The sequence below is a fragment of the Bacillus sp. AK128 genome (assembly GCF_053903075.1).
In genome coordinates this window covers 513,818-539,156 of sequence record NZ_CP096379.1, presented here as the reverse complement: position 1 = coordinate 539,156, position 25,339 = coordinate 513,818, and the positions used below count along the sequence as shown (strand labels likewise).

Annotated in this window: 20 protein-coding genes; 7 read left to right on the top strand and 13 right to left on the bottom strand. The window is 35.9% G+C overall.

Annotated elements, in window-relative coordinates:
* Positions 1–102 precede the first annotated feature (102 nt).
* The 4 genes from M1D60_RS02335 to M1D60_RS02320 all read right to left on the bottom strand — a co-directional run bounded on the left by M1D60_RS02335 (position 103) and on the right by M1D60_RS02320 (position 4,565).
* Complete coding sequence (locus M1D60_RS02335) at positions 103–1,536, bottom strand: DEAD/DEAH box helicase (protein ID WP_456277622.1); 1,434 nt, start codon at positions 1,534–1,536, stop codon at positions 103–105.
* A gap of 43 nt (positions 1,537–1,579) precedes the next feature.
* Positions 1,580–2,422 (bottom strand): DegV family protein, encoded by an 843-nt coding sequence (locus tag M1D60_RS02330; RefSeq protein WP_456277621.1) that lies wholly within the window; start codon positions 2,420–2,422, stop codon positions 1,580–1,582.
* 284 nt (positions 2,423–2,706) lie between these two features.
* Positions 2,707–3,387 (bottom strand): response regulator, encoded by a 681-nt coding sequence (locus M1D60_RS02325; RefSeq protein WP_456277620.1) that lies wholly within the window; start codon positions 3,385–3,387, stop codon positions 2,707–2,709.
* A 26-nt stretch (positions 3,388–3,413) separates the two neighbouring features.
* The gene (locus tag M1D60_RS02320; protein ID WP_456277619.1) at positions 3,414–4,565 is read right to left on the bottom strand and encodes a sensor histidine kinase; all 1,152 of its coding nucleotides are present in this window, start codon (positions 4,563–4,565) and stop codon (positions 3,414–3,416) included.
* Between the two features lie 312 nt (positions 4,566–4,877).
* On the opposite strand from M1D60_RS02320, the gene M1D60_RS02315 reads away from it, so the two are divergent.
* The gene (locus M1D60_RS02315) at positions 4,878–5,516 is read left to right on the top strand and encodes a YigZ family protein (protein ID WP_456277618.1); all 639 of its coding nucleotides are present in this window, start codon (positions 4,878–4,880) and stop codon (positions 5,514–5,516) included.
* A 13-nt stretch (positions 5,517–5,529) separates the two neighbouring features.
* Positions 5,530–6,546, top strand: a complete 1,017-nt coding sequence (locus M1D60_RS02310) for an LCP family protein (protein WP_456277617.1) — start codon at positions 5,530–5,532, stop codon at positions 6,544–6,546.
* A 109-nt stretch (positions 6,547–6,655) separates the two neighbouring features.
* On the opposite strand, the gene M1D60_RS02305 is transcribed toward M1D60_RS02310, so the two are convergent.
* The 8 genes from M1D60_RS02305 to M1D60_RS02270 form a co-directional block, all read right to left on the bottom strand.
* Positions 6,656–7,720 carry a glycosyltransferase family 4 protein gene (locus M1D60_RS02305; RefSeq protein ID WP_456277616.1) on the bottom strand — a complete coding sequence of 355 codons (1,065 nt, stop codon included), beginning with the start codon at positions 7,718–7,720 and terminating at the stop codon, positions 6,656–6,658.
* A gap of 493 nt (positions 7,721–8,213) precedes the next feature.
* Positions 8,214–9,716, bottom strand: a complete 1,503-nt coding sequence (gene murJ, locus M1D60_RS02300) for a murein biosynthesis integral membrane protein MurJ (RefSeq protein WP_456277615.1) — start codon at positions 9,714–9,716, stop codon at positions 8,214–8,216.
* Between the two features lie 11 nt (positions 9,717–9,727).
* Positions 9,728–10,210: a PssE/Cps14G family polysaccharide biosynthesis glycosyltransferase gene (gene pssE, locus M1D60_RS02295; RefSeq protein WP_456277614.1), complete on the bottom strand. Its 483-nt coding sequence runs from the start codon at positions 10,208–10,210 to the stop codon at positions 9,728–9,730.
* On the bottom strand, positions 10,207–10,686 hold the full coding sequence (pssD, locus tag M1D60_RS02290; RefSeq protein ID WP_456277613.1) for a PssD/Cps14F family polysaccharide biosynthesis glycosyltransferase: 480 nt from the start codon (positions 10,684–10,686) through the stop codon (positions 10,207–10,209). Before pssD ends, pssE begins: the two co-directional genes overlap by 4 nt.
* A gap of 5 nt (positions 10,687–10,691) precedes the next feature.
* Positions 10,692–11,786, bottom strand: a complete 1,095-nt coding sequence (locus M1D60_RS02285; protein WP_456277612.1) for a glycosyltransferase — start codon at positions 11,784–11,786, stop codon at positions 10,692–10,694.
* Positions 11,783–12,931, bottom strand: a complete 1,149-nt coding sequence (locus M1D60_RS02280) for a polysaccharide pyruvyl transferase family protein (RefSeq protein ID WP_456277611.1) — start codon at positions 12,929–12,931, stop codon at positions 11,783–11,785. Before M1D60_RS02280 ends, M1D60_RS02285 begins: the two co-directional genes overlap by 4 nt.
* A 276-nt stretch (positions 12,932–13,207) precedes the next feature.
* The gene (locus tag M1D60_RS02275) at positions 13,208–14,779 is read right to left on the bottom strand and encodes an N-acetylmuramoyl-L-alanine amidase (protein WP_456277610.1); all 1,572 of its coding nucleotides are present in this window, start codon (positions 14,777–14,779) and stop codon (positions 13,208–13,210) included.
* Positions 14,780–15,003: 224 nt separating this feature from the next.
* Positions 15,004–17,367, bottom strand: a complete 2,364-nt coding sequence (locus tag M1D60_RS02270) for a S8 family serine peptidase (RefSeq protein WP_456277608.1) — start codon at positions 17,365–17,367, stop codon at positions 15,004–15,006.
* Positions 17,368–17,756: 389 nt separating this feature from the next.
* Between M1D60_RS02270 and M1D60_RS02265 the strand changes: the two genes are divergently transcribed.
* From M1D60_RS02265 to M1D60_RS02250, 4 genes are read left to right on the top strand one after another with little or no spacing between them, the layout of a single operon-like run.
* Positions 17,757–18,698: a glycosyltransferase family 2 protein gene (locus tag M1D60_RS02265; protein WP_456277606.1), complete on the top strand. Its 942-nt coding sequence runs from the start codon at positions 17,757–17,759 to the stop codon at positions 18,696–18,698.
* Positions 18,691–20,424, top strand: a complete 1,734-nt coding sequence (locus M1D60_RS02260; protein WP_456277605.1) for a DUF6020 family protein — start codon at positions 18,691–18,693, stop codon at positions 20,422–20,424. Before M1D60_RS02265 ends, M1D60_RS02260 begins: the two co-directional genes overlap by 8 nt.
* The gene (locus M1D60_RS02255; protein ID WP_456277604.1) at positions 20,421–20,768 is read left to right on the top strand and encodes an EamA family transporter; all 348 of its coding nucleotides are present in this window, start codon (positions 20,421–20,423) and stop codon (positions 20,766–20,768) included. The genes M1D60_RS02260 and M1D60_RS02255 overlap by 4 nt, the downstream gene beginning before the upstream one ends.
* Positions 20,761–21,090, top strand: a complete 330-nt coding sequence (locus M1D60_RS02250) for an EamA family transporter (protein WP_456277603.1) — start codon at positions 20,761–20,763, stop codon at positions 21,088–21,090. The genes M1D60_RS02255 and M1D60_RS02250 overlap by 8 nt, the downstream gene beginning before the upstream one ends.
* A 29-nt stretch (positions 21,091–21,119) precedes the next feature.
* On the opposite strand, the gene galU is transcribed toward M1D60_RS02250, so the two are convergent.
* Positions 21,120–21,995 carry a UTP--glucose-1-phosphate uridylyltransferase GalU gene (gene galU, locus M1D60_RS02245; RefSeq protein ID WP_456277602.1) on the bottom strand — a complete coding sequence of 292 codons (876 nt, stop codon included), beginning with the start codon at positions 21,993–21,995 and terminating at the stop codon, positions 21,120–21,122.
* 160 nt (positions 21,996–22,155) lie between these two features.
* Here galU and M1D60_RS02240 point away from each other — a divergent pair, with 160 nt between their 5' ends.
* Positions 22,156–25,107, top strand: coding sequence for an SH3 domain-containing protein (locus M1D60_RS02240; protein WP_456277601.1), 2,952 nt, complete (start codon positions 22,156–22,158; stop codon positions 25,105–25,107).
* Positions 25,108–25,339: the final 232 nt, after the last annotated feature.

The window sequence follows — 25,339 nt, the reverse complement described above, 5'->3', positions numbered from 1 at the left end:
CCAGTTCCTTATCACATCTGTTACAAAGCTTGGGTTGCTCTAGCAATAGAATACTGCGCCACCCCACTGTCGCTATTGAGGTATGGCAAACTAAACATTGACTCACTTCAGCATCCCTCTTTCTAACGCTTCTTTATTCATAGAAATTATTTGCTTTCTTGCTGCAACCATCGATTCCGTTTTACCAAAATGAATATATACAACCTCTCCGCCAGGGTCAAGTGAACTTCTCCCCACTCTTCCCGCTATCTGCACTAATGCACTCTCTGTAAACACTCCATCATCAGCACCAAGTACTGCCACATCTGTCTTTGGAATCGTCACACCTCTTTCAAGGATGGTCGTCGTTAGAAGGATTGGAATTTCACCATTACGAAAGCTTGCAACTTTTTCCTTTCTTAAAGGATCTTTTGAATGGACTCCTTCAATTGATGGGGAGAATTTCTTTACCAACGGAATTAACTCTTCAAGAAGCTCAATCGAAGGCACGAAAACAAAAGCCTGTCTTCCTGCTTCCAACTTACACTTTATCCATTTCTCTATGACAGCAGGAACTCTCTTCTTCTGAATAGCCTTCCTCCAATTCCCACACCAAACAAAATCCGGAACAGGTAAAGGATGACCATGAAAGCGAGCCGGAATCGTTACAGATGGAATTTGCTTTCTTTCAATTTTTTGTTTCCACTTTGAATCAGGGGTTGCGGTTAAATAAATAATAGAGGAATTTTCTTTTCGAGCCTGCTGAACAGCCTGCTGTAGCATGGGATCAAAGGAAAAAGGAAAGGCATCGATCTCATCAATAACGAGACAATCGAATGCTTGATCAAAACGAAGTAATTGGTGAGTGGTTGTTATACAAAGTGGAGCAAGAGTTCTTGAATCAGAACTTCCACCAAAAAGAGAGTTCACCTCCACTTGTGGAAAAGCCTGTTTGATTCGAGGAGCCAGTTCTATGACAACATCTGTCCTAGGAGTTGCAAGACAAACATACTTGCCTTCACTCAGCGCTTTTGAAATCCCTTCAAACAACACCTCAGTTTTTCCAGCTCCACAAACAGCCCAAACGATCAACTCAGAATCACTAGAAACAGCCCTAACCAACTCACCAGAAGCCTCAGCTTGTCCCTTGGAAAGCTGCCCCTCCCATTCGAGAGGCGACAAGTACTGAAACTCTTTTACCGGTCCCGACCAGATAAGCAACTGCGTACATTCACTAACCCTCCCCATGGCAATACACTTTCGACAATAAGTACAAGTCTTCCCACACCATCCACAAGGAAAGCTCGCAAAAAGATCTTGGTTTCCACAGCGAGTACAGTAATAATAACCTTTTTCTTTTCTTACACCATCTGTGTATTCAATATAACCATGTTCATAATGCTCTTCTAATAATTCAGTCGAAAAGGGAATTTCACTTAGAAGTAGGCGTCTTCCTTGAAGATGTTTCTGAAGTTCAGGAGAAAAGGAAAATGAGGAATTTACAGTAGTAGGATAACTTTGAGACGAGGGAACTTTCTTTCTTTCAACGGATAACATAGATCCTCCTTTATAGTAAAGGAGGCCCCTAAAAAAGGAGCCTCTATTTCTTATACCATCCTAAACCAATAGCACCCTCACCAAGATGAGTTCCAATGACCGGTCCAAAATGACTGACAATCACTTCAACATTTGTATAGCTAGCCTCTAGCTCAGCCTTCAACTCATTTGCTTCCTCTACACGATTTGCATGTATCAAAGTAGCTAGAATTGGCTGACCATCCTTAGCATCTTCGCCAATTAATTCAAAAATCCTCTTTAATGCTTTCTTTCGTGTACGAATTTTTTCAAATGGTACAATCTTTTTGTCTTCAAAATGAAGAACCGGCTTAACCTGAAGTAAGCTTCCTACAAAAGCCTGGGCACTGCTTAATCGGCCACCTCTTTGTAAATGTGAAAGATCGTCCACCATAAAGTAGGCTCTTAACGATTTTTTCATTTCATCTAATCTTGCAATAATCTCCGCTGGCTCTTTGCCCTCTTCAGCAAGTCTTGCTGCTTCTAGCACATAAAAACCTTGTGGCATCGCACTAATTTCTGAATCATAGGCAAAAACCTTGAGATCTTCAACCATATTACCCGCAGCTATTGCTCCTTGAAACGTCCCACTAATACCGCTTGATAAATGAATGCTAATTACAGCATCATAGTCTCTTGATAACTCAGTATATAATTTCACACATAAACCAATTGCAGGTTGAGATGTCTTTGGTAGCTCTCCCCCACGACTAACCTTTTCATAGAAATCCTCTGTTGAGATTTCAACTTCCTCCTGATACGATTCATTACCAAAAACCACATTCAAAGGGAGCATATGTATATTCCATTTTTCTCTTAATTCCTTAGGGATATAGGAAGTACTATCCGTCACGACGGCTGTTTTCATTCGTTTACCTACCTTATTTGAGAAGTTTTTCCATACCTACTATATTAACATGATATTTGTCATATGTGCATAGGTATATTTATCATATTTATATGACAGTCATTTTGAAATAGTAATTTTCATATGAAGTTTAAACAAACGTTTAATTAAATCTATCATACATCTCTGCCACAGCAATGTTTATCGCTGTCTATGAAAAATCAACTTCAAAACACTCATTAAAATTATTATTTAAGAAAAACAAAAGGATAACCAAGGCTTATCCCTGATTATCCTCTTCCTACTTATTTTACCTCAACCCAACCATTTTTAATCGATACAACTACAGCTTGAGTTCGATCATTTACATTCATCTTTGTTAAGATATTACTTACATGATTCTTAACAGTTTTTTCACTTATAAATAGGATCTCACCAATACTTCTGTTACTCTTCCCATCTGCTAGAAGCTGAAGCACTTCACACTCACGGCGAGTTAATAAATGAAGCGGCCTTCTTACTTCTACTTCCTTCTTGAGCGTCCCTGTATTACTAGTAGCTAGACGACGATATTCCTTCACCAAGTTATGCGTTACTTTTGGGTGTAGGTAAGATCCGCCGTCCGCTACTACCTTAACAGCTTCCACTAACTGCTCAGCATCCATCTCTTTTAAAAGATAGCCTTGTGCTCCTGTTTTTAAAGCATGTGACACATAGTTCTCATCATCGTGAATCGACAAGATAATAACCTTTGTATCCGGGAACTGGCCAATTAACTGCGCAGTTGCTTCCACCCCATTTAAAGTTGGCATGTTAATATCCATAATGACAACATCGGGCTGATATTCTTTTACTAATCCTACCGCCTGTGTACCGTCATCACCTTCTGCAATGACTTCAAAATTGGCTTCAAAGTCTAATATTCTCTTTACTCCTTCACGGAATAACTGGTGATCATCAATTATGATAATTTCTGTTTTCTTCAAAAAATTTCGCCTCCCACAGCTATTCACTAAGCATTTAATGGAATCTTCATCATGATGGTCGTCCCATTGTTTGGACCAGTATTAATAACGAGTTGGCCTTCTAAGATCTCAATTCGTTCTCTCATTCCAATTAAACCAAAGGATTTCTCTTTTTTCTCTCCTATGTTAAATCCTTTTCCATTATCTTTCACCATAACTGTTATCTGTTTTTGTTGAATTTCTAGTTTAACGGTAATTTCCGAAGCATCGGCGTGCTTACATGCATTTTGAACAGATTCCTGAATTAATCGAAATAAAGCAACTTCAAGTTTTGAGGAAAGTCGTTTGTCGATGCCAAGATGGACAAAGCGAATGGAAGCACTCTTATTATAGTCTTCGATTGTATCTAAATATTTTTTGAGAGTTGGGACTAACCCTAAATCGTCTAACGCCATTGGTCTAAGGTCATATATAATTCTTCTTACCTCATATAACGCATTCCTGACCATTACACGTAAATTACGAATTTCTTGAATGGCTTCTTCCCCACTACGCTCACGATAGATCTTTTCTATTAAATCAGAGCGCATCATCACATTTGCAAGCATTTGTGCTGGCCCATCATGGATTTCTCTTGACAGGCGTCTACGTTCCTCTTCCTGGGCCTCGATGATTCTTAGTCCATAATCTTGTTTTTGCTTGGCATCTTCTACCAAATCTCCAAATGCTCGTAAATCACTATCTAAATAATTGAGCACTACGGATATCTGTCCGACTAACGCTTCCGCCCTTTCAATCGTTTCTGTTAAGCCTACTAATCGTCTTTCTATTTCATCACGTCGATCACGGAGTTGCTTTTCTTTTTGCCTAACAACAGTGAGATCCATTTGCAAGGAATGTGCTTTCTCATACGCTTCCCGAATTTCTTCTTCTGAGAAGTTCTTAAAGTGCTTACTAACATCAGATAGCCTTTTCCTAGCAAGTTTCGTATGAACCTCAAGCTTGTCCCCTTCATCAATAATTAAAAGCACCTGAGCCTTCAGTTCTTTCAACTCATTAGAAAGAGACTCGAATTCCTGACGAGACTGCTCACCAATTCGAAATATTTCATCTTTGCTAACTTCAACGGTATCTACCATTTTTTCTAAGATCTGATCAAGCATCTTACCATCAAGTTTTTGCTTTTTTTTCGCAGGCATATATATTCCTCCAACTTAACAGTACAAAAACCATCACTCTATTTCTAGCAACTTCGTACCCATTTATTCTTGCTTCTATTATAGGACAAAAGCTCTACATAACACCAATAATATTTACAATTCAATAACAAAAAGTTCGCAATACCAGATTCTTTTATGTCCGTAATTTGATAAAAAAAGTCCTAAAGGGAAAATTAAATAATTGAACGATGAATCTTGTCGAATTATAATGAAAAGAGTATGTTCTTTTGACGATCATCTTTTAATACTATTATATCGGTGAACCTCGCTGAAAATAGGGAGGGTAAAGCTATGCTGTTAAGCTATAAAACAATAAAAGGCTACGGTGAACACGAAATTACTATACAAAAATCACGATTCATTTGCTATGTTGATCGTGCCACAACAGAAGAAGAAGCACAGGAATTCATCCAGAAAATAAAAAAACAACATCGAGATGCCAACCATAATTGCTCAGCCTATTTAATCGGTGAAAACAACCAAATACAAAAGGCCAATGATGACGGTGAACCAAGTGGTACAGCTGGAGTACCGATGCTTGAAGTCCTAAAGAAAAAGGACCTAAAGGATACAGTTATAGTTGTAACGAGGTATTTCGGGGGGATCAAACTTGGTGCAGGTGGTCTAATCCGTGCTTACGGCTCAGCAACATCTGAAGGAATAAATCACGTCGGAATGGTTGACCGTAAGCTTATGTGTGTGTTTCATACAAAGATTGATTATACATGGCTTGGGAAAATTGAGAATCATCTTCACTCCTCTAATTTCTTATTAAAAGAGATCCATTACTTGGAAAATGTTGAGATTGAAACTTATGTAGAGGTGGGTCAAAACGAACTATTCCTAAACTGGATGACTGAATTAACAAATGGTCAAGCTCATATTACGGAAGGTATAACCACCTACTTAGAAAGTAACTGCGATAATTAAGGAGCCATACTAAATGAATAATAATAACAGATCGGACTTTATGAAAGTGAAGAGATCAAAAAGGAAGAAACTAAAATATTATCTTTTAGTCCCCATCCTGATTTTACTACTATCGGCGTCCACTTATGGAGCATTTCTCTACTTTAAAGCGAAAGAAACAGCAGATCGTTCCTTTGAAGAAGTCGAGGGCCGAGAAGAAGCAGTTAAAATTGTTAATCCAAAGAGTGATAATATTTCCATATTATTCATGGGTGTTGATGAAAGTGATGTGAGAGACTTTGGTGATGCTGTAAGAACGGATGCTTTGATCCTAGCAACTTTTAACGAGAAATTAAAGTCAGTCAACTTGGTAAGTATCCCTCGAGATTCTTACGTACATTTTCCCTTTAACGATGATATGGATAAAATCAATCATGCTCATGTTTTCGGAGGAGTAAAAGGTACGATTGAAACGGTTGAAGAATTATTTGATATACCTATCAACTATTATGTTAAATTGAATTTTAATGCATTTATCGATGTTGTTGAAGCATTAGATGGTATTACCGTCGATGTTCCAATCACATTCACTGAAATGGACAGTCAAGACCGGAATGGTGCGATCCATTTGGAAAAAGGAGTACAGACCTTAAATGGCGAAGAAGCACTTGCACTTGCTCGTACACGGAAAATTGACAGCGATATTGAACGAGGAAAACGTCAGCAATTAGTGATGGAGGCAATTATTAAAAAATCAGTATCCGTCGGCTCCATCACGAAGTACGGTGATCTAATTGATGCAGTAGGTACAAATATGAAAACAAATATGACGTTCAATGAAATGCTATCTTTCCATGATTATGCGACAACATCAGCCGGTCTATCCATAAACTCGCTTCAATTAGAAGGTGTAGATGAATACATCAATAAAATATATTACTATCGTCTAAATGAAGATTCAGTCCAAAATACTTCTAATCACCTTAAGAACCATTTAGAAATAATGAGTGAAGCAACTAATTCTCAGGTGGATAATAATGATCCTTCATAAAAATCCATTACAAAAGAAAACTAGGCCCCAAAAGCCTAGTTTTTTTATATTATTAATTTTTTCGAATTAAACGAAGCAAAAGGACTCCAATATCGGAGTCCTTTTGCTATTATTTTATTTGATTTTTAGCATAGGCAAAGCGAATATCTTTTACCATTTTTAGAATTGGCCGGTATTCTTTACCAATCAACCCAAATTTCTCAACAATTAGCTCAACTGCGACAAGGAGAATCGTTATTACTAAAAATGAGACCCACATTGTACCTTTTGTAAATATTACAGCCGAAACTCCAAATATTGCGCTCATTCCATAGATAATCAATACTGTTTGACGATGACTATAGCCAAATCGTAATAAGCAATGATGTAGATGCGATTTATCCGGAGCAGATAAAGGCTGCTTATTTACTATTCTGCGAATGATCGCAAACAAGGTGTCAGAGATTGGTACACCTAGGATTATAACCGGAATAATAAAGGAAATAGCTGTTACATTTTTAAATCCTAATAACGATAGAACTGATATCATATAGCCTAAAAACAAGGCTCCAGTATCACCCATAAAGATTTTAGCTGGGAAGAAATTATAAACTAGGAAACCAAGCGTGCTTCCTAATAAAATGAATCCCATTCCCGCAACAAAAGCATCTCCCTTTAAAATTGCCATAAAGCTAATGGTAATTAGCGCAATCGAAGAAACACCCGCTGCCAACCCGTCTAGTCCATCAATTAAATTGATCGCATTGGTGATCCCAACAATCCAGAGGATGGTCAAGGGAATACTTAGGAAACCAAATTGTAATTGAGCATCGAATGGCAAGTTAATATATTCCACCTGAAGTCCACTTAAGACAACAACTAGGGCAGCTGCTAGCTGTCCACCAAGTTTAATTTTTGCAGAAAGCTCATAAATATCATCTAAAATCCCCGTAATCATAATGATGATACTTCCCACCAAAATAGGTAAGAATAGTTCATTACCAGGCTTTAGGATGATAATACCAATAATAAAGCTTATATATATAGCTAGGCCACCCAATCGCGGCATAATTTTCAGATGAACTTTTCTTTGGTTCGGACGATCTGTTGCTCCTATTTTAAATGCAAGCTTCTTCACTAGTGGAGTGACAAGTACGGATGCAATAAAACAAAGTATTAAGGTCAAGTAAAGCATATAGACCCTCCTTATATGATTAGCGTAACCATTTTTAGTTAGATTTTTTCATGAGATTCTTGCATTTTTTAAATAATTTCCTCAAATAATGTCTAATACATAAACATCACAACAATGAGCATTATAGCATAAGATATACAATCTAAGAAACAATAAATTTATTAAATTTTATAGACCAATAATTCTGACCAATCAGAGAAAATGGCTTAAACACTTGTGCTACAACCATTAGACGTATGTAACGTAAAGAAAGTTTCATAGATTTTGCTAAAAAGTAAAATAGGAAAATTCAAAACATTCTATCAACTTTTTTACTTATAATTAAATTTTTACCTTATGAAAAATTGTCGAATTTTGATGTATCGTTTGAGGATATAAACATTCTCATAGTATACCATTCGGACCTTATCTGATTAGTTTGAGGGTGAAAATAAAAAATTCACTTCCTTCATGGGTACAGTAAGAAAGTGAATTTCATTATAAATTTCTATTCTTAATTTTTTTTACCTCTTGCTAAGTTGACCAACTTAAATTTAATAAACAGTATGATTGTGATACATCCTAATCCGAGGAAGCTTGCCACTAGTTCTAACCATTCGAAGGGTAAACTAATGATACTCCTCCACCCATACATAACAACCACTAATATGCCAAGGACAACACTATATTTCCCCAACCCTCTTTTAGTAACAACTGGCATACCCAGCATATAGTTTCCTGCCATTACTAAAAGTAATAGCTGGAAGAATGCACTAATGGTGGTTCCCCAAGCAATAGCACTAGCCCCGAGAAGATCCATAAATGACAAAATGATAAGTATATTCACACCGAAAACTGCTATGACCCCTGATAAAACTGGAAAAACGGATCTTTCCATTGCATAGAAAAACCTTGTTACAAATAAGTTTGCTGCATGGGCAAACATTCCAATAACAAATATTTTCAATAATCCTGCTGTCATTACCGTTGATTCTTTGGTAAAAGATCCATATTCAAAAATTAGCGTGGTGATTTCTTCAGCATAAAAAAAAGCAAATACAGAGGTTGGAACAATGAAAAGGAACAATTGCTTCATACCTCTACTATAAATGGAAGAAATAGCATCTAGTTCTGTTTTAGGATTTTTTTTCGCCAATAAAGGATAAATTACCGTTGTTACAGCTGTCATGAGAATTACCTGGGGAAGTTGGACAAGTTTTGAAGAGTAATTTAAAGCTGAAACGAATCCTTCATCCAATTGTGACGCAAATATACGATGAACCAAAAAGTAGAACTGAAGGGTGGCACCACCCAATAGTATCGGTATTCCAACTTTTAGAAAACGCTTAACTAGATGCAGTTGCTTAATTTTCCAGCGAAGAGTAAATTGTAGTTGTTGCTCTTTCCACACATAATAGACAAGCATCCCAAACATAAAAAAGGCACCTACTACACCCCCAACACTGTATGAAAAGGTATCCAGATAAGGGTTAAGTAAAACAGCAATCACTACTACAAGTAGATTAAAGACTAAAGTAGCTAATGATGACCTATAATATTGACCATTTACATTTTGTAATCCAGATAAAAACATGGACATAACCAGAAATAAGATAGATGGAATGATTACCAAAAATAGACTAGCAGTAAGTGATTGCTGATCAGGACTTAATCCTGGGAAAAAAAGTATAATTGCTTGATTTGAAAAAAGCATAAAAATTGTCATTAACAAAGCTGTTCCAACAAAAGAATAAGTAAAGATTAATTCTTTAAATTGTTTTTTTACATTTTCATTTTCAATTTTATTAAAAATACTAATAAAAGCGGTGGTTATGGCCCCGCCTAGAACTATATAAATGAAATTAGGAATAGTAAAAGCAATAACAACACTGTCCGCCTTAAAGGAAGTTCCGTAATGGTAGCTAATAATCATTTCTCTAACGAAACCAAAAAGCCTAGAAGCAAGGTTTAGTAATGTGACAATCCCAATTATTTTAATGATGTTTCTTTTACTCACTACCTTCACCTTTACTTCTTATTTAGTATGAATTCACGTAAGATATTAATAATTTCCTTCTTACCACTAACAAAAGGCGTTGGTTCAAATACCTTTGCTTTTTCTAATACATTCTCTAATCTTTCATGTTCATATAAAGATAAAATATGGCCAGCCTTCTCAAATTGGCTCACAATCTCAATTTGATGGTCATCATTGTGCTCCCCATACTTAATTAACCTCGGCACGGCAATCATAGTTTTCCCCATTTTAACGCCTGTAGTGATTGAACCTGTTCCACCATGGGTAATCACTAAATCTGATTTCTTATATAACTTTTCCATTTCTTCATAGCTCGTGAATGGAAACTTTTTAAAGTAAGGAGAATCATATTTTGTATGACCAATTTGAACAATTACTTCATCTTGAATGTTTCCTGATTTTACTTGTTCCTCTATTAGGTTTAATAATCTTGTGAATGGTAGCTCGTGTGTACCTAATACTACAAATATCAATAGATTGAACCTCCATAAACCGCTTTAGGATAGTGCTTCTTCATGGATTCCCACTGGACAATGAATAGGTCAGCAATTGGATATACAATTTTGCCCGACATCGTCGGAGTTGTCGTTTTAGCGAAACTTTCAATAAAAACAACCTTTTTCCCAAATAGCTTAGCTATATAACAAATAGGAACAGAAGTATGTGCACCCGTGGTTACAACAACATCTGGCCGTTCTCTTATAAAATAATAGAAAGACAAAATGGTGTTCCAAGTGAATTTGAAAAAGTATCGAAACAAATAATTTCGAGCCCCATACACTAAAAAAGAAATCTCATAGTCTTTTTTCAATTCTTTTGTTATTACTGATTTTTCAGTAATAATATGATAATCAAATTCTTCAAATAAAGGTTTTAACTGCAAAAGCTGTGTTAAGTGACCTCCAAGTGAAGCAATAAATAACACTTTTTTTCTTTCTTTCCTACTCATTGTTTCTACCCTCCAGTAGGAGAATAAACTTGCAACACACGTTCAATCAAATGTTCCTGATCATTTAATTGTGCTCGTTTCTCGCCCTCTTCTATTAATTGATTTCCTAAATCTTTATTTTTTAAAACCTTTAATAAACCTTCGTATAATGAATCAACATTTTTAGGTTGAATCAATACACCTGCTCCATCAGCTAGAAGATAACGTAAGCCTCCGACCTCACTACCAACTACTGGCGTATGACAAGACATTGCCTCTAATGCAACCAGTCCGAACCCTTCTAGATAAGATGGTAGTACAAATACTTCTGAGGCTGACATCCAGTTTGCTATTTCGGCTTGTGACTTTGCATCTAGTATATACGCGTCATCCATTCCTGAGATTTCATGTTGAATCCTAGTATAAAATGCTTCATTTTTCTTAGGCCCTAACAGATACAAGCTCACATTTGGCTCTAGCTTTTTCACTCTTTTATAAGCCTGTATAAGCTCGAGAAGTCCCTTTTGCTCAATTAAGTTCCCTACAAATAAAATCGGCTTTTGCTGATCGGGTATATGACAAATCTGTTTCGCTTGTTCTTTATCTATTGCCTTAAATACTTGGCGGTTAACTCCCATATTAATAATCGAGACTTTTGTTGCATCGATGCCAAAGTCCTCTTGCACCTTCCTCGATAAATCATGGCCAACAGCAATAATATGATCTGCTTCTATTAGTATACGGGTTGTCAACCTCTTAATAAAAGGTGACTTATTGGCCATTCGATCAAGATCTCCTCCATGTGCTGTAACAATTAATCTTTTTCGATAGAGTTTTTTATATAAAAGCCCAATTAACCCCGTCGGGAAAACATAATGAACATGTATAATATCATACGTACGACCTTTTATTAATAAATTAAAAAAGGATTCAATTATCCATATTATATACTTTTTAATAACATTCTTTTTTTGCATACTTGGATTCTTCACAGCAATGACATCTACAAGGAGACCTCTTTTCTCAAGGGCCTGCACCTGATTCTTAACAAAGATACCAAATGTTTTTGCTGCTTTACTTGGATACATATTGCTCAGAACTAAAACCTTCTTGGCTTTCATTTACGTTCACCTATCATTTGCAATGTTCTTACACCTTTTTCTGTTTCACTCTTCATTTTAGAGCATATCTGCTCTGCTTCTGTTTGATGTTGAAGCCAATCTTGTTTCATTGTTTCAACCATATCGGACAAATTAAGTTTTTGATTGATAAAATCGTCTATTTTAATATACTGATCTAGTTTGCTGATCGTGTCCATAAAATCGTGTACCTTTTGATGATACCCCACTCCAATAATTGGTGTCTTTGCTACAACAGCTAAAATTAACGAATGTAGCCTTGTTCCAATGATAAGATCCTGCTTAGCACAAAGGGAGACTAACTCATTGGGGTGTAAATTATCTTCTATTATGATGACTTCCTGTTTATTTTCCATTTCACCATATATGTCTCTCGTTACTTCTACATCCTGAGGATATTTGGTTGAAAAAAAGGTAATGTTCACATGATGTTTGTTTATTACATCATCCAGTGACTTTGCCATTCCTTTTATGTAGTTTTGATATTTAGTAGGATTAGCCTCTGGCCAATAAGCATGACTAAAATAAGGTACAGCCGTAACACCAATTTTACTAATAGTAGAAGATAAGTCTCTGTATGGTGGTGATTCAAGTGAAAAAGCTGGGTCACCAATTACACTAATTTGTTTTGAAACACCAATCTCTTTTAATAGGGTTTTTGATGGTTCATCTCTTACTGTCACGTAGTCACTAACCTTTGTTAGTTGCTTTATAAAAAAGCGCCCTGCTTTAGTAGTAATGGGACCCGCACCTACACCATAAATGACAACTTTACACCCTGCATAATGACCCATCACTCCAAGAGTACTATATAAAGGCGCATCCCTTTTATACATATCCATCAATAAACCACCGCCGCCAATGATGAGCACATCAAGCTCTTTCAACGTCGGATAATGATAGGATAAGGTAGCTATAATTGACTTCATCATACTCCCTTTTTTATGTAAAAGTTGGACTGCTTTAATGTGATGTCTGCTTCTTGTATTTTCTGGATTATTACTAAAAATCATGATATCTTCTTTAGGAATTGACAATTGATGAGTAAGTTGGTTTAATAAACCACTTAAAATTGCTTCATCTCCATTATTATCATGTCCGTAATTACCGATTATTCCGATTTTCATATAAACACCTTATTTAAATGATTTTTTAATCCGTGAATCCTTCAAGAAAAAAATGTAAAAAAAGATCGAATCATGTGTCAACCTTTTTATTATACTATTGTTTCTGTCTTATTTAAAAGAATCTTTTCTCATTCTCACTATTTATCAGTGTAGTCATTTATCATATTTCCAATCCATAAAACCTATACTTGGAGTTCCATAAATATTCTTCCCTCGGAATCATCAACAAGCTAATTTACTTATAAAAAAAGAAAGAACGAACACGATGGTTCGCTCCTATTGGTTGTAGTAATCCACTATCCCTCTATAAATAGATTCAGCATAGATTTCAGTAAAATTATCAGATTTAAGTTTAGCTGCATCCTCTTCATTAGTAATGAAACCCAGTTCAACTAATACACTTACAATATCTTGATTACGAATCACATAAAAAGCAGAGTCTTTCACTCCTCTGTCTTTCATACTTGCATTCGTAACAATTTGTTTCTGAACTGTCCTAGCTAACTTTGAGCTTTCGTAACCATTATCATTCATCGAGGAATCAAAAAACACCTCTGAACCTTTTGCTACTGGAGTTGCAGCATTTGCATGAATACTAATGAACAATTCAGCATAATTCTTGTTTGCAAAGTCGACCCGATCCCAAAGAGCGAGGGTTGTTGTATTATCGGTTCTGGTCATGACTACTTTTGCGCCTGCTGCAACAAGCTTTTCTTGGAGCTTCTTTGTTACATTCAGAACAATATCTCTTTCATACACTTGACTTGCTATGGCTCCTGGATCCTTTCCCCCATGACCTGCATCTAACACAATAATTCTGTCCTTTAATAACTGTCCATCTATATTTATCAGTTTTAAAAAAGACTTGTGAATATAACCTATTTTATTGTTATATAGTATCTTGGCCCAATACCCATTTAATTCGTAGATATTAACTACTTCTCCTAAAGAAAGTCTTCCAAGGAAAGCACCGTTATCTTCAGGGGTGGCTCTAACATTTATGTTTGTATTTCCAATGACTTTCCCTTTTACGATTATTGCACCTACTATAGGAAGCTTAAACTTGTCATCAATAGTTCTTGATAAAAATGCAGCAAATTGTGCTCTTGTTATGTCAGATTCAGGCATAAAACGATTATTACTACCGTTTGAAATCCCGTTCATATAAAGTTTCTGAATATATTCACTCGCCCAGTGGTCTTGAACATCGGTAAATAAAAAACTTCCACTTGATACGGCTTTATGTTCCAAAACAAAGGCATTTGACAGCACCTTGCTCATTTGTGCACGAGTTAACTGTCCATCAGGGTTAAAAGTACCATCTTCATAACCAGTAAATATATTCAACTGAAACGCTTGCTCAATCCAACCATTAGCCCAGTGATCATTTGGAACATCGCTAAATGTTGGATTCTCAGCGAAAAGCTCCTCTTCCCCTAATGCAATCACAATCATTTTAGCTGCTTGGGCACGTGAAACCTTTGCATTAGGACGAAATTCATTCATTCCCTCCTCAGTTTCGTATCCATTGATAATCAATTGGGAAGAAAGAAAACCTATTTCATCAAACGCCCAAAAATTAGATTGGACATCTATAAAGGATAGAGGAATAGTAGTTGTAGGAATCTGCTCCTCACTGACTTTTCTATCATATAAATTAACCTTATCCGATTGAATGGTAGTTGTTGAATTATGTAGTTCTTCAAAGTCTTCAACCTTCATTAAATAAGGCACATTTTGTTCATTACTTTCGTCAGCGAGGACTGTTCGTCCAAGAGATAAATTCATGCTCAGTGTAAGAACTAAGACTAAAGATAGGATCACTCTCATCATACTCACCCTTTCCATGAATCATTTACTTCTAATTAAAGCGTGCGTTAGTATAAAGAGGATAAAAAATGCAGAGTAGTTCTACTACATTTTAAGGTTCCTCTAGTAATCTCTTTATATTTTAGTAGACTTAGGTGCTAACATCAATACCTCTTAATCCATAAAAAGACAAACAGGAATCAAATATTTAGATTCCTGCTTGTTTAAGTAACAAACCTTTTTTATAATTTCATCAAATCATTTTAATTTAAATTATGGGAGTTATCTATATATCTAGTCATAAATAAGACAAAATGCTGTCTAGATATAGTTGTAGTTGGCCGAAAAGTTCCATCCTCGTACCCTGTCGTAATGCCCGCATGCTGAAGACTGTTAATATAATCTAAACCCCAAAAATCCCCTGGCGTATCACTAAAAGTCGATACTGTACCTTTTTGTTTTGGTAAGGTATAGGCAACTGATAAAATTTTGGCCATTTGAGCCCTTGTTAAATATCCATAAGGATCAAATGAACCATTATCTTTACCTTGTATAAATCCCATTTCTGTTGCTAATGCAACCTCTCTGTATCCATAATCCCCAGGTTTTAAATCAGAATAAGATGGCTGAAGTGTAGGTTCTACTTGAGTTAACCCCATTTCCCTAAGGATCATTTGTACAGCCTGAAGCCTTTTTACAGGTTGGGTCGGTTTAAACGTACTATCTTGATATCCTTTAATAATGTTTAAACCTGCTAGAAAGGATATTTCATCCTTATAGTCTGTAACATCTTTGAAGGTAATAGCATTAGCACTTTTTACGATTAGAGTCTTTTTATCACTTTGATGACCTAAATCATTGATCGTGTAAACCTCAATTGTATTGCCCGCCATTTGTGGTGGGATTACCACTGAAAAGGTGCCATCATTGTTCACAACGGTTGAACCCAGTATACCTGAGTTCCCCCCTATCTTATTAATATAAACAACTGAATGAGGGTCAGCTATACCTGAAATCATGCGGTCCCCTTGATTTATTCCTTGATTTAATGACAAGGGCATTTGATACTTGATGCTATAGTGTTTTTCTGACCAGTGGCCATATTTATCAAATAAACCAACATAAATAGGGCTTTCAGTATAATAGGTAAATAGTTTAGTTGAGCCAGTTGTGGATAAAGTTAGTAAGTGATTGGGAATAACCGCACCTTCTTCATTAACAAAAACGGCATCCATTTCAAGAGGATATCCACTTAGTTCAATGCTGACTTCAGATCCGTTATCAACATTTAATTTAAACCAATCTACATCGAATGGAAAATCAATTTTATCTTGTTGAATACTACCTCTATCTAACACATGAGCAGCTGATTTTTCATCTGAGATGTCGTTAGAACGATCAGGTACGGTGAGCAATAACGACTGATAAGCATTTACTATTCCAAATCCTGTTGAACCATTCCACTCTTCCCTGCTTACAGCCGAAGCTCCTTTTTGAAGAGCCCATGTAATTTCATTGGGTCCCCACATTGGATTTTTAGCCTTGAGAAGGGCTGCAATTCCACTTACAATAGGTGCAGAATAAGAAGTCCCCTCTCCACTTACATACCCACCCTTGAAGTTAGTACTAACGATATCAACTCCAGGGCTCGAAAGATCAATTAGTTCTCCATAGTTCGAAAACCCTGCTCTCTTCCCTAATTTATCAGTAGCTCCTACACTTATGACATAGGGGTATGCCGCAGGAAAATGTATAGTAGAACTCCCGTCATTACCGGACGCAGCAATAAGCGTTATTCCTTTCGAATAGGCTTCCTTTAAGGCATTTTCTTCTAGCTCACTTCTAGCTGTACTTCCGTAGCTCATATTAATAATGTGAGCGCCTTGGTCAATTGCATAATAAATGCCTTCAATAATATTACTAGTGGAAAGGAGACCTTCATGGTTAGCAACCTTTACAGGTAATATCTTTGCAGAAAAATCAATGCCTGTGATACCAATAGAATTAGCGTTAGCAGCAATTATCCCAGCAACATGGGTTCCATGGCCGTGATCATCAGAAGGATTAGAATCCTTATTTACAAAGTCATATCCAGGTAGAATTCTACCTGACAAGTCAGGATGGGAACTATTTATTCCTGTATCTAATACGGCAACTATAGTTGTTGAACTTCCTTTCATAAGGTCCCATGCTTGGCTCATGTTAATCTTAGGTAGATACCATTGATGGGAGTAATAGGGATCCTTAGGTGTGTACATGATTTCGTTCAGATATTCCGGTTCAGCAAATTCAACCTCTTCAAGAGCCTTTATTTCTTCTAGCTTAGTTAGAAAAGAAAGATGATTTGGAACTTGGACAACTCGGTACCCTTTTTCTCTAAGTCGTTCACTTAGGCTAATCTCTATAAGCGATATTTTTTTATAATCCAGCTCCACTTGGTTCTTAAGTTTTATTAAAATTCGTCGATCATATATGTCATCCACATCTATTAGTTGGTTATCTTCTATTTTATTATTCTCTACTTTTAAATCTAATCTATCAATTGTTTCCAATGCTTTAACATGTAGGGATGGTACTATTCCAGGAGTTACGAGGAGGAGAATTAAGGTAAGTATAAGTGATCTCATTATAAAATTCTCCTTTTTAATTTATTAATTTTAGCTAGTAGGAATCTATTAAACACAGTGCATTTAAACATTATTTTATCACATTTTTTGCAATAATATATTTCCAAAAGTTACTTAGTTACACCTATAAACAGCGATGATACTATTAACCTTACCAACCGAGGTTTTTTATTTTATATAAACCTTACTTTTCAGCTGATATCTCATTATGAGAAATCAGCTTTTTTCAATTTAGACGGAGTTGAATTGATTAGAAACAATAAAAGGAAACAAGATACTTATAGCAATACTATTTGAAATATGATAATTTAAAATTTGTGTGTGAAGTGATAATATATAGGAATTATTTCCATAATAGGGAATAGGAAGTTTAGAGGAGTGAAAAATAAATGAAATACGCAGTATTACTGCCTTGTTATAATGAGGAACTCACCATAGGTAAAGTGATTGATGATTTTAAAAGAGAATTACCCGAAGCAACTATTTATGTTTATGATAATAATTCGAAGGACCGAACTTCTGAGGTCGCAAGAGAACATGGAGCAATAGTTAGGAAAGAACTTCGTCAAGGTAAAGGGAATGTTGTCCGCTCAATGTTTCGAGAGATTGATGCAGACATTTATATAATGGCAGATGGGGATGACACCTATCCAGCCGAATTCGTTCACCAGCTAATTGAGCCTGTTCTAAATGGTGAGGCAAATATGGTGATTGGCGACCGTCTCTCAAACGGTACCTATTTTCAGGAGAACAAACGACCGTTTCATAATTTAGGAAACAATCTTGTAAAAGGATTAATTAATTCCTTATATAAGAGCAATATCATGGATATTATGACGGGGTATCGTGCGTTTGACAAAATGTTCGTTAAATCAATGCCTGTTATGAGTCCCGGTTTTGAAATTGAAACAGAGATGAGTATTCACGCATTGGATAAGCGATTAATGTTGAAAGAAGTAGCAATTGATTATCGTGATCGTCCTGAGGGCAGTGAGTCTAAGCTTAATACCTTTTCTGACGGGTATAAGGTTATAAAGATGATTTTTACTTTATTTAAAGAATATAAACCATTTTTATTCTTTTCAATATGGTCGGTTATTTTCACTATTCTAGGATTAGCTGTTGGGATCCCAGTTATTGTTGAATTCGTTCAAACATCCTTTATTACCAGAACTCCTTCTGCCATTCTTGCAGTTGGCTTGATTATTTCAGCTATGCTTATGTTTGTTAGTGGACTTATTTTAGATACTGTTAGCTCTGTTCATAAGAAACAGTATGAATTAGATATTAATCGCCTTCAGGAAAAAATCCGGAGGGAATTAAATGAATAGAATAAATATAACTGCTTGGACAAGCCTTTTCTTGGCTGTCCCTAGCAGTCTTTCATTAATTTTCTTTTACTATCCAATTCGAAATGTTTCGCTACTTTTAATTGGTTTAACTCTTATTGTGATATGGTACTTTATATATTCAATGTTTAAGAACAATGGGGATTTTTCATCAAGTAAATGGACAAACAGAACTTCAGTATTTTTTATCCTTTTACTTTCTTTATGGTTTCTCTTGGCTACAAAGAACCAACAAACACATTTATTAAATAACTCTAACTTTGTTCAGATTTTCACCTATATTGGTGCTATCTTTTCAATTTTTGTCATTCTCTATCAACTTCTTTATTTAATTCTAAAAACAAATATAAACAGGTCTGCACACAAACCTGTAAATAAACTACATATTGTGTACTATGCCCTGCCTATTACAATGGTATGGTTCCTTTACTGGATTGCCTTTTTTCCAGGGGGGATGACTCCTGATTCATTTTCTCACTGGGATCAGATAAACACTGGTGTATATAATGACTGGCATCCATTTGCCTACACTATTTATATGTTATTACTTACTCAAATATGGGATACACCTGCTATAATCGGCCTTTCCCAAATAGTCACCATTTCGTTCGTGATTGGATACAGCTTGTACAGATTCCAATTAGCTGGAATAAATAATAGAATCCTTTGGGTAGTTACAGCCCTTTATGCACTATGGCCAATCAATGGTATTTATGTAATTACTCTCTGGAAAGATGTATACTATGCGGCTTTCCTCCTTTTCTTCTTTATGATTATTTTTAATTTAGTGATCACAAAAGGGAAATGGATTACGACTACACCCAACCTCCTACTTGCTCTTATTGCTTCACTTGGAGTGGTCTTTTTTAGACATAACGGTTTCCCCGTATATGTGGTTGTCATGATTGTTTTATTATTCAGCTTCCGCATGCAATGGAAGCAATTAATGATTATTTCCAGTATCACGATATCGTTACATTATATTGTCTCTGGTCCTATTTTTGATGTTCTAAACGTTACACCCTCTAATCCTAATGAGGCACTTGGGATGCCAACACAACAAATTGCAAACATTATCACATATGGTGTGGTTACAAATGAACAGGAAGAATACTTTAATCAAATTCTGCCGATTGAAAAATGGGTTGAAAACTATCATCCTTATTTAACAGATCCCATTAAATTCGATCCTGATTATAATAGTGAAGTCATCATGAATGATACCGCGACATATTTTAGAATGTGGCTGGAGCTTTGTAAGCAAAACCCTTACCTAGCAATAGAAGCATTTTTAAAACAAACCTCGTTAGTCTGGCAGTTTGTTCAGCCTGAAGATCCAGGTTATACTTCCACTTATGTAACAAATATTTATTATGGAAACAAATATAATATTGAAAATATTGTCTTAAATGAAGCACTTACAACTAATTTACAGCGTTATTTAACTATCTCAAATACAACACTAAAACCTGTAATATGGCGTCCTGCTATCTATTCTTTTATTATTTTATTCTTTACTTTTGCAGCCTTTATTAAGAGAGATTGGAAGTTCGCCTTACCGATATTACCGATTGTTTTAAATACAGGTACCGTTTTCCTAGGATTACCAGCACAGGATTTTAGATATTTATATTCTAATTCGCTAATCACTTTTCTTGCCATCTTACTCCCTTTTGTCCATTACAGTCAGAAAGAGGAAAAAGCATGAGTAAACTAGCTCGGTCCATTGAAAAGAATAAAATAGGTATTTTGTTTATTCTTTGTGCGTCTATAAGTACAGCTATCGGGCAGTTACTTTGGAAGTTATCCTCCGGGTTACTAAACATATCTCTTATTGGAGGGTTCATATTTTATTTCATTGGAGCTGTCTTGATGATTATTGCGTTTCGCTTTGGAAGTCTCTCTGTCCTTCATCCTCTATTAAGTACGGGATATATATTTGCCCTTTTTCTAGGAATCTGGTTTTTAAAGGAAACGATCACGCTTAGTCAGTTAATAGGAATTGGGTTAATTGTTATTGGCGCTATTCTTATTGGAGGTGGAGATGATTAGCTGGTATATTCTTGTACTAATCATGACCCTTGCTGGAGCGATTGGCGGGTACTTTTTTAAGAGAGCCACACAGGATGGGATTGGTATCCATAGAAGATTTATCATAAATTTATTTGTTGGTGGTACCTTTTACTTTATAGGTGCCGTCCTAAATATTCTTGTATTAAGAAGTCTTCCGTATACGATCGTATTCCCATTAACATCCATAACTTATATTTGGACCATGATTTTGTCCTATTTCTTGTTAAGCGAGAGTATAACTTCACGAAAGATTGTCGGTGTTTTGTTGATTGTGGCTGGTTCCATTATGCTGGTTGTATGAGAAAAAGGCAGGGATTTGTCCCTGCCTTTTTATTTTTCACTGATTATTTCTTTTAAAAACTCCATTACTTCATCACGAAGTTCTGCATTCTGCAAAGCAAATTCAACGGTCGTTTTTACAAATCCAATCTTTTCTCCCACGTCATAGCGTTTTCCTTCAAAGCTATATGCATAAACATGCTGTAATTGGTTTAACCTTTGAATAGCGTCAGTTAACTGTATTTCTCCACCAGCTCCAACATGGTGTTCTTCTAAAAAGCGAAAAATATCCGGTGTAAATATATATCGTCCCATAATGGCTAAGTTTGATGGTGCTGTTCCAGCTGCTGGTTTCTCTACAAAACTGTTAACCTGATAAAGTCCATCCTTTTCGCTTAAGGGATCAATTATTCCATACCGACTAGTTTCTTCATCTGAAACAGGCTGTACCCCAATAACAGAGCTTTCCGTTTTCTCGTACTGCTCAATAAGTTGACTTAAGCATGGCTGTGTAGTCGATTGAACGATATCATCACCTAATAATACAGCGAAAGGTTCATTTCCTATAAATTTCCGTGCACACCAAACGGCATGTCCAAGTCCTTTCGGAGATTTCTGTCTAATATAATGAATATCAACTAAATTTCCCGAGTGTTGAACTTCCTTTAGTAATTCGAATTTTTCTTTTTCTAATAAGGTTTGTTCCAACTCAGGTGCATTATCGAAATGATCTTCAATTGCACGTTTACCTTTACCCGTAACAATAATGATATCTTCAATCCCAGAAGCAATCGCTTCTTCAACAATATATTGAATGGTTGGCTTATCTAAAATGGGTAGCATTTCCTTAGGCATTGCTTTTGTGGCAGGTAAAAAGCGCGTACCAAGGCCCGCTGCAGGTATTATCGCCTTTCTCACTTTTCTCATATCTCACACTCTCCTTTATTTCTGCTACTAACCATTATATCCAAAAGTAGACATCTTCCAACATTTTTAACAAAAATATTACTATTTTCGTCTTATTTCTTTCCCCTTTTGATAGTATAATAGAATTCGAACTAGTAATTAGGGAGGGGTGTAAGACAGTTTGGATAGAAAATTTTATAAAATAAGTAGTTTTATTACTCTAGTATTCTTGCTATTATCAACAATTGCAACTCCTATATCAGCTCAATCCTTAGAAAGTAGCAAGGATGTAATTCAATCTCTTGGTCTGTATGAAATGATGGAAGAAGAGACAACCATCTATACTGGGCAAGATACAGAAAAAGAGAAGGTTGGAACATTTTCTAAAAGCGCACAAATTCACGTGCTAGAAATGAAAGAGGGCTTTGCATATTTCCAGTGGGGAAATTCAATAGCTTATGTAGAAGAACAGAAAGTATCTAAACTTGCAGAAACAGAAACTGCAATTACGCAAATTACTACTTACGATACCGTTTCTTCGTACATTGATATTAGTAAAGAAATGTCACTCTATGATGAAGAACAGCAAAGTATTGTTACACTTACAGAAAATGAACAATATCCTGTTTATGACCAAACCGAAGATCGTTTTATTGTCTTAGTTGGAAATAACCTAGCATTCTTGAATAAAACAGATGATCTTGTTCTTCATACACAACCTGAAAATTCTGGTGAATCCGATGAAGCTACAATCGTAGAAGAAGATCCTTCTATTATTAAAGAGGTAACTAAAGACCTCAAGGAAGAAGCAGCACAAGATGCTAAAGATGATTCTACTTCCACTACTGAACAGGTAAGAGAAATCTCTAAGCAAGCACAGATAAAAACAACATCTGCTACTGTACAACCATCTTTTACATCTAGTACAAAGTTTTTTGAAGTAACAGCAGATCAACTTACTGTATACGATAATAGCTCTGGTTCACTAGTATATGTTGGTAGCCTAGAAAAAGGCGCAGTATTTGAACGTGTTGGGGACCTAGGAAACTGGCATAAGATTAAATTTGGTACTGGTTTTGGATATGTATGGAAAGCATCAACCGTCCCAGCTGAGGGGGCAAATCTAAAGTTAAATTCAAAGTCTGCTCAAGACAGAACGCTTACTGCGAACCAAACCTTAGAAGTGTTTGACAACTCGACTGGATCACTAATCCGTTTCGCATATATTGGAAAAGGCAATCAATATCCAATTATTCGTGATTACGGAAACTGGATTGAGATTGATTTTGCTGGAAGAGTTGGCTACGTACACAAAAACGGCATAAGCATCAACTTTAAAAGCAGTGATCGTTTTTTTAAGCCTTTAGTAGAACACTTATCAGTCTATGATAATAGCACTGGTAAACTTGTAAAAGTTGGGGTTCTAATGAAAGGACAAGAATACCCTAGAGTTGGGGACATGGGAAACTGGCATCAAATTAAATTTGGTACAGGGCTTGGCTTTGTATGGAAAGGTTCAACTGAGCCTTCTAATGGTCAATCTATCAAAAATAAAAACAACAAGTCTATTGGCAAAGAAAGCTTCATTCCAATGCTTGACTTAACTGTTTATGATAATACTTCTGGAAAGCTTGTCCCATATGGAAACATTCAAAAAGGAGTAAGCTATCCACTTATTTCATCAACTGGGAATTGGTATACGGTAGATTTCTCCGGAAGACATGGCTATGTTTATAAACCAGCTACTAAACTTCCATTTAAGTCCACGGACAAGTATTTTGAGGTATTAGAAGATAAATTAACCATATATGATAATAGCTCTGGAAGCTTAGTTTCAGTTGGAACACTGGTTAAAGGTCAAGTATATCCAAGAGTTAGTGATATGGGGAACTGGCATCAAATTAGGTTTGGAGATCGATTAGCTTATATTTGGAAGGATTCTACACGACCAGCCGATAGCTCATCGATTAAAAACTTGAATAACGGATTGAAAAATAGCGATAAAAACTTTGTTACCCTATCTAGCGTCCCAGTTTATGATAACACTAGTGGAACATTAGTTCCTTATGTATATCTTAAAGATCGTCAAAGTTATCCAATCATCGAGGAATCGGGGAATTGGTGGAAAGTCGATGTTGGTGGTAGATTAGGATACGTCCATAAGTCAGGTGTACAAGTAGGGCCTATCTTTAGATATACTAACTATTCTGTATCTATGAATGATATGTTGGCAACTCAGATGAAAAAGGGTCCACAGACTGATAAGTACAGAAACGATAAAACTTACGTCCATAAAGATTTTATTCAATTGGACGCAGTCACAGCTTCAACTGAACTACCTACTTTTCCAATGTATGGAGCGGTAACTGCTACCCACTTAAACGTACGTGAAGGCCCAGACACCTCTTTTTGGGCAGTAGGTGCCTTACGACAAGGAAATAGAGTAGAGATCCTTTCTCAAAGTGGAGATTGGTTTGAAATTAAATACGGAGCTTGGAGAAATGCCAAGGAACATGATGTACTAGCTTATCTTAATCCTTTAAACTTTAATCCGAGCGATAAAAGCTATTTCCAATTCCTACTTTTATCTGAAAGTGCAGGAATTTCGGTTAAGGAAGTAAATGAACGTATACTTTTCAATAAAGGCATTCTAAAAAATCAAGGACAAGCCTTTATTAATGCAAGTACAAAATATCAAGTGAATGAAATCTATTTGATTTCACATGCACTATTAGAAACCGGAAACGGGGCATCTGCTTTAGCGAAAGGTGTCTTAGTTTCAGAGGTTGCCGGGAAACCAGTTGAGCCAAAAATAGTCTATAATATGTACGGTGTGGGAGCATATGACAGCTGTCCAATGAAATGCGGAACTGAATTTGCTTACAAAAACGGCTGGTTTACTCCAGAAGCAGCTATTATTGGTGGAGCTGAATATATCTCTACAGGTTATATCAATAACCCTGATTATAAACAAAATACTTTGTATAAGATGAGATGGAATCCTCAAGTTCCTGGACATCATCAATATGCAACAGATATTGGATGGGCTGTAAAACAAGTGAACAATATTAGTAATCTTTATGGTTTACTAAATAACTATACCCTTGTTTTCGATGTGCCCGTTTATAAATAGGTAGCTTAAGAGAGTCACTTAGTGGCTCTCTTTTTGTATGTCATTTAAAGCTTATGTTCCATAATTTACATTTCGACAAATATTGTCGAATATTGCAGAATAATATTTAGTGAGACTTTGGTTGATAAACTATTCTTCCTGAAGAGAAGTTTATATATTGGGTAACCAGCTACTCTGATTAGAGTTAGCTGGTTTTTATTTATTCTGTGTTATAATTTTTACTTAAAAAGGG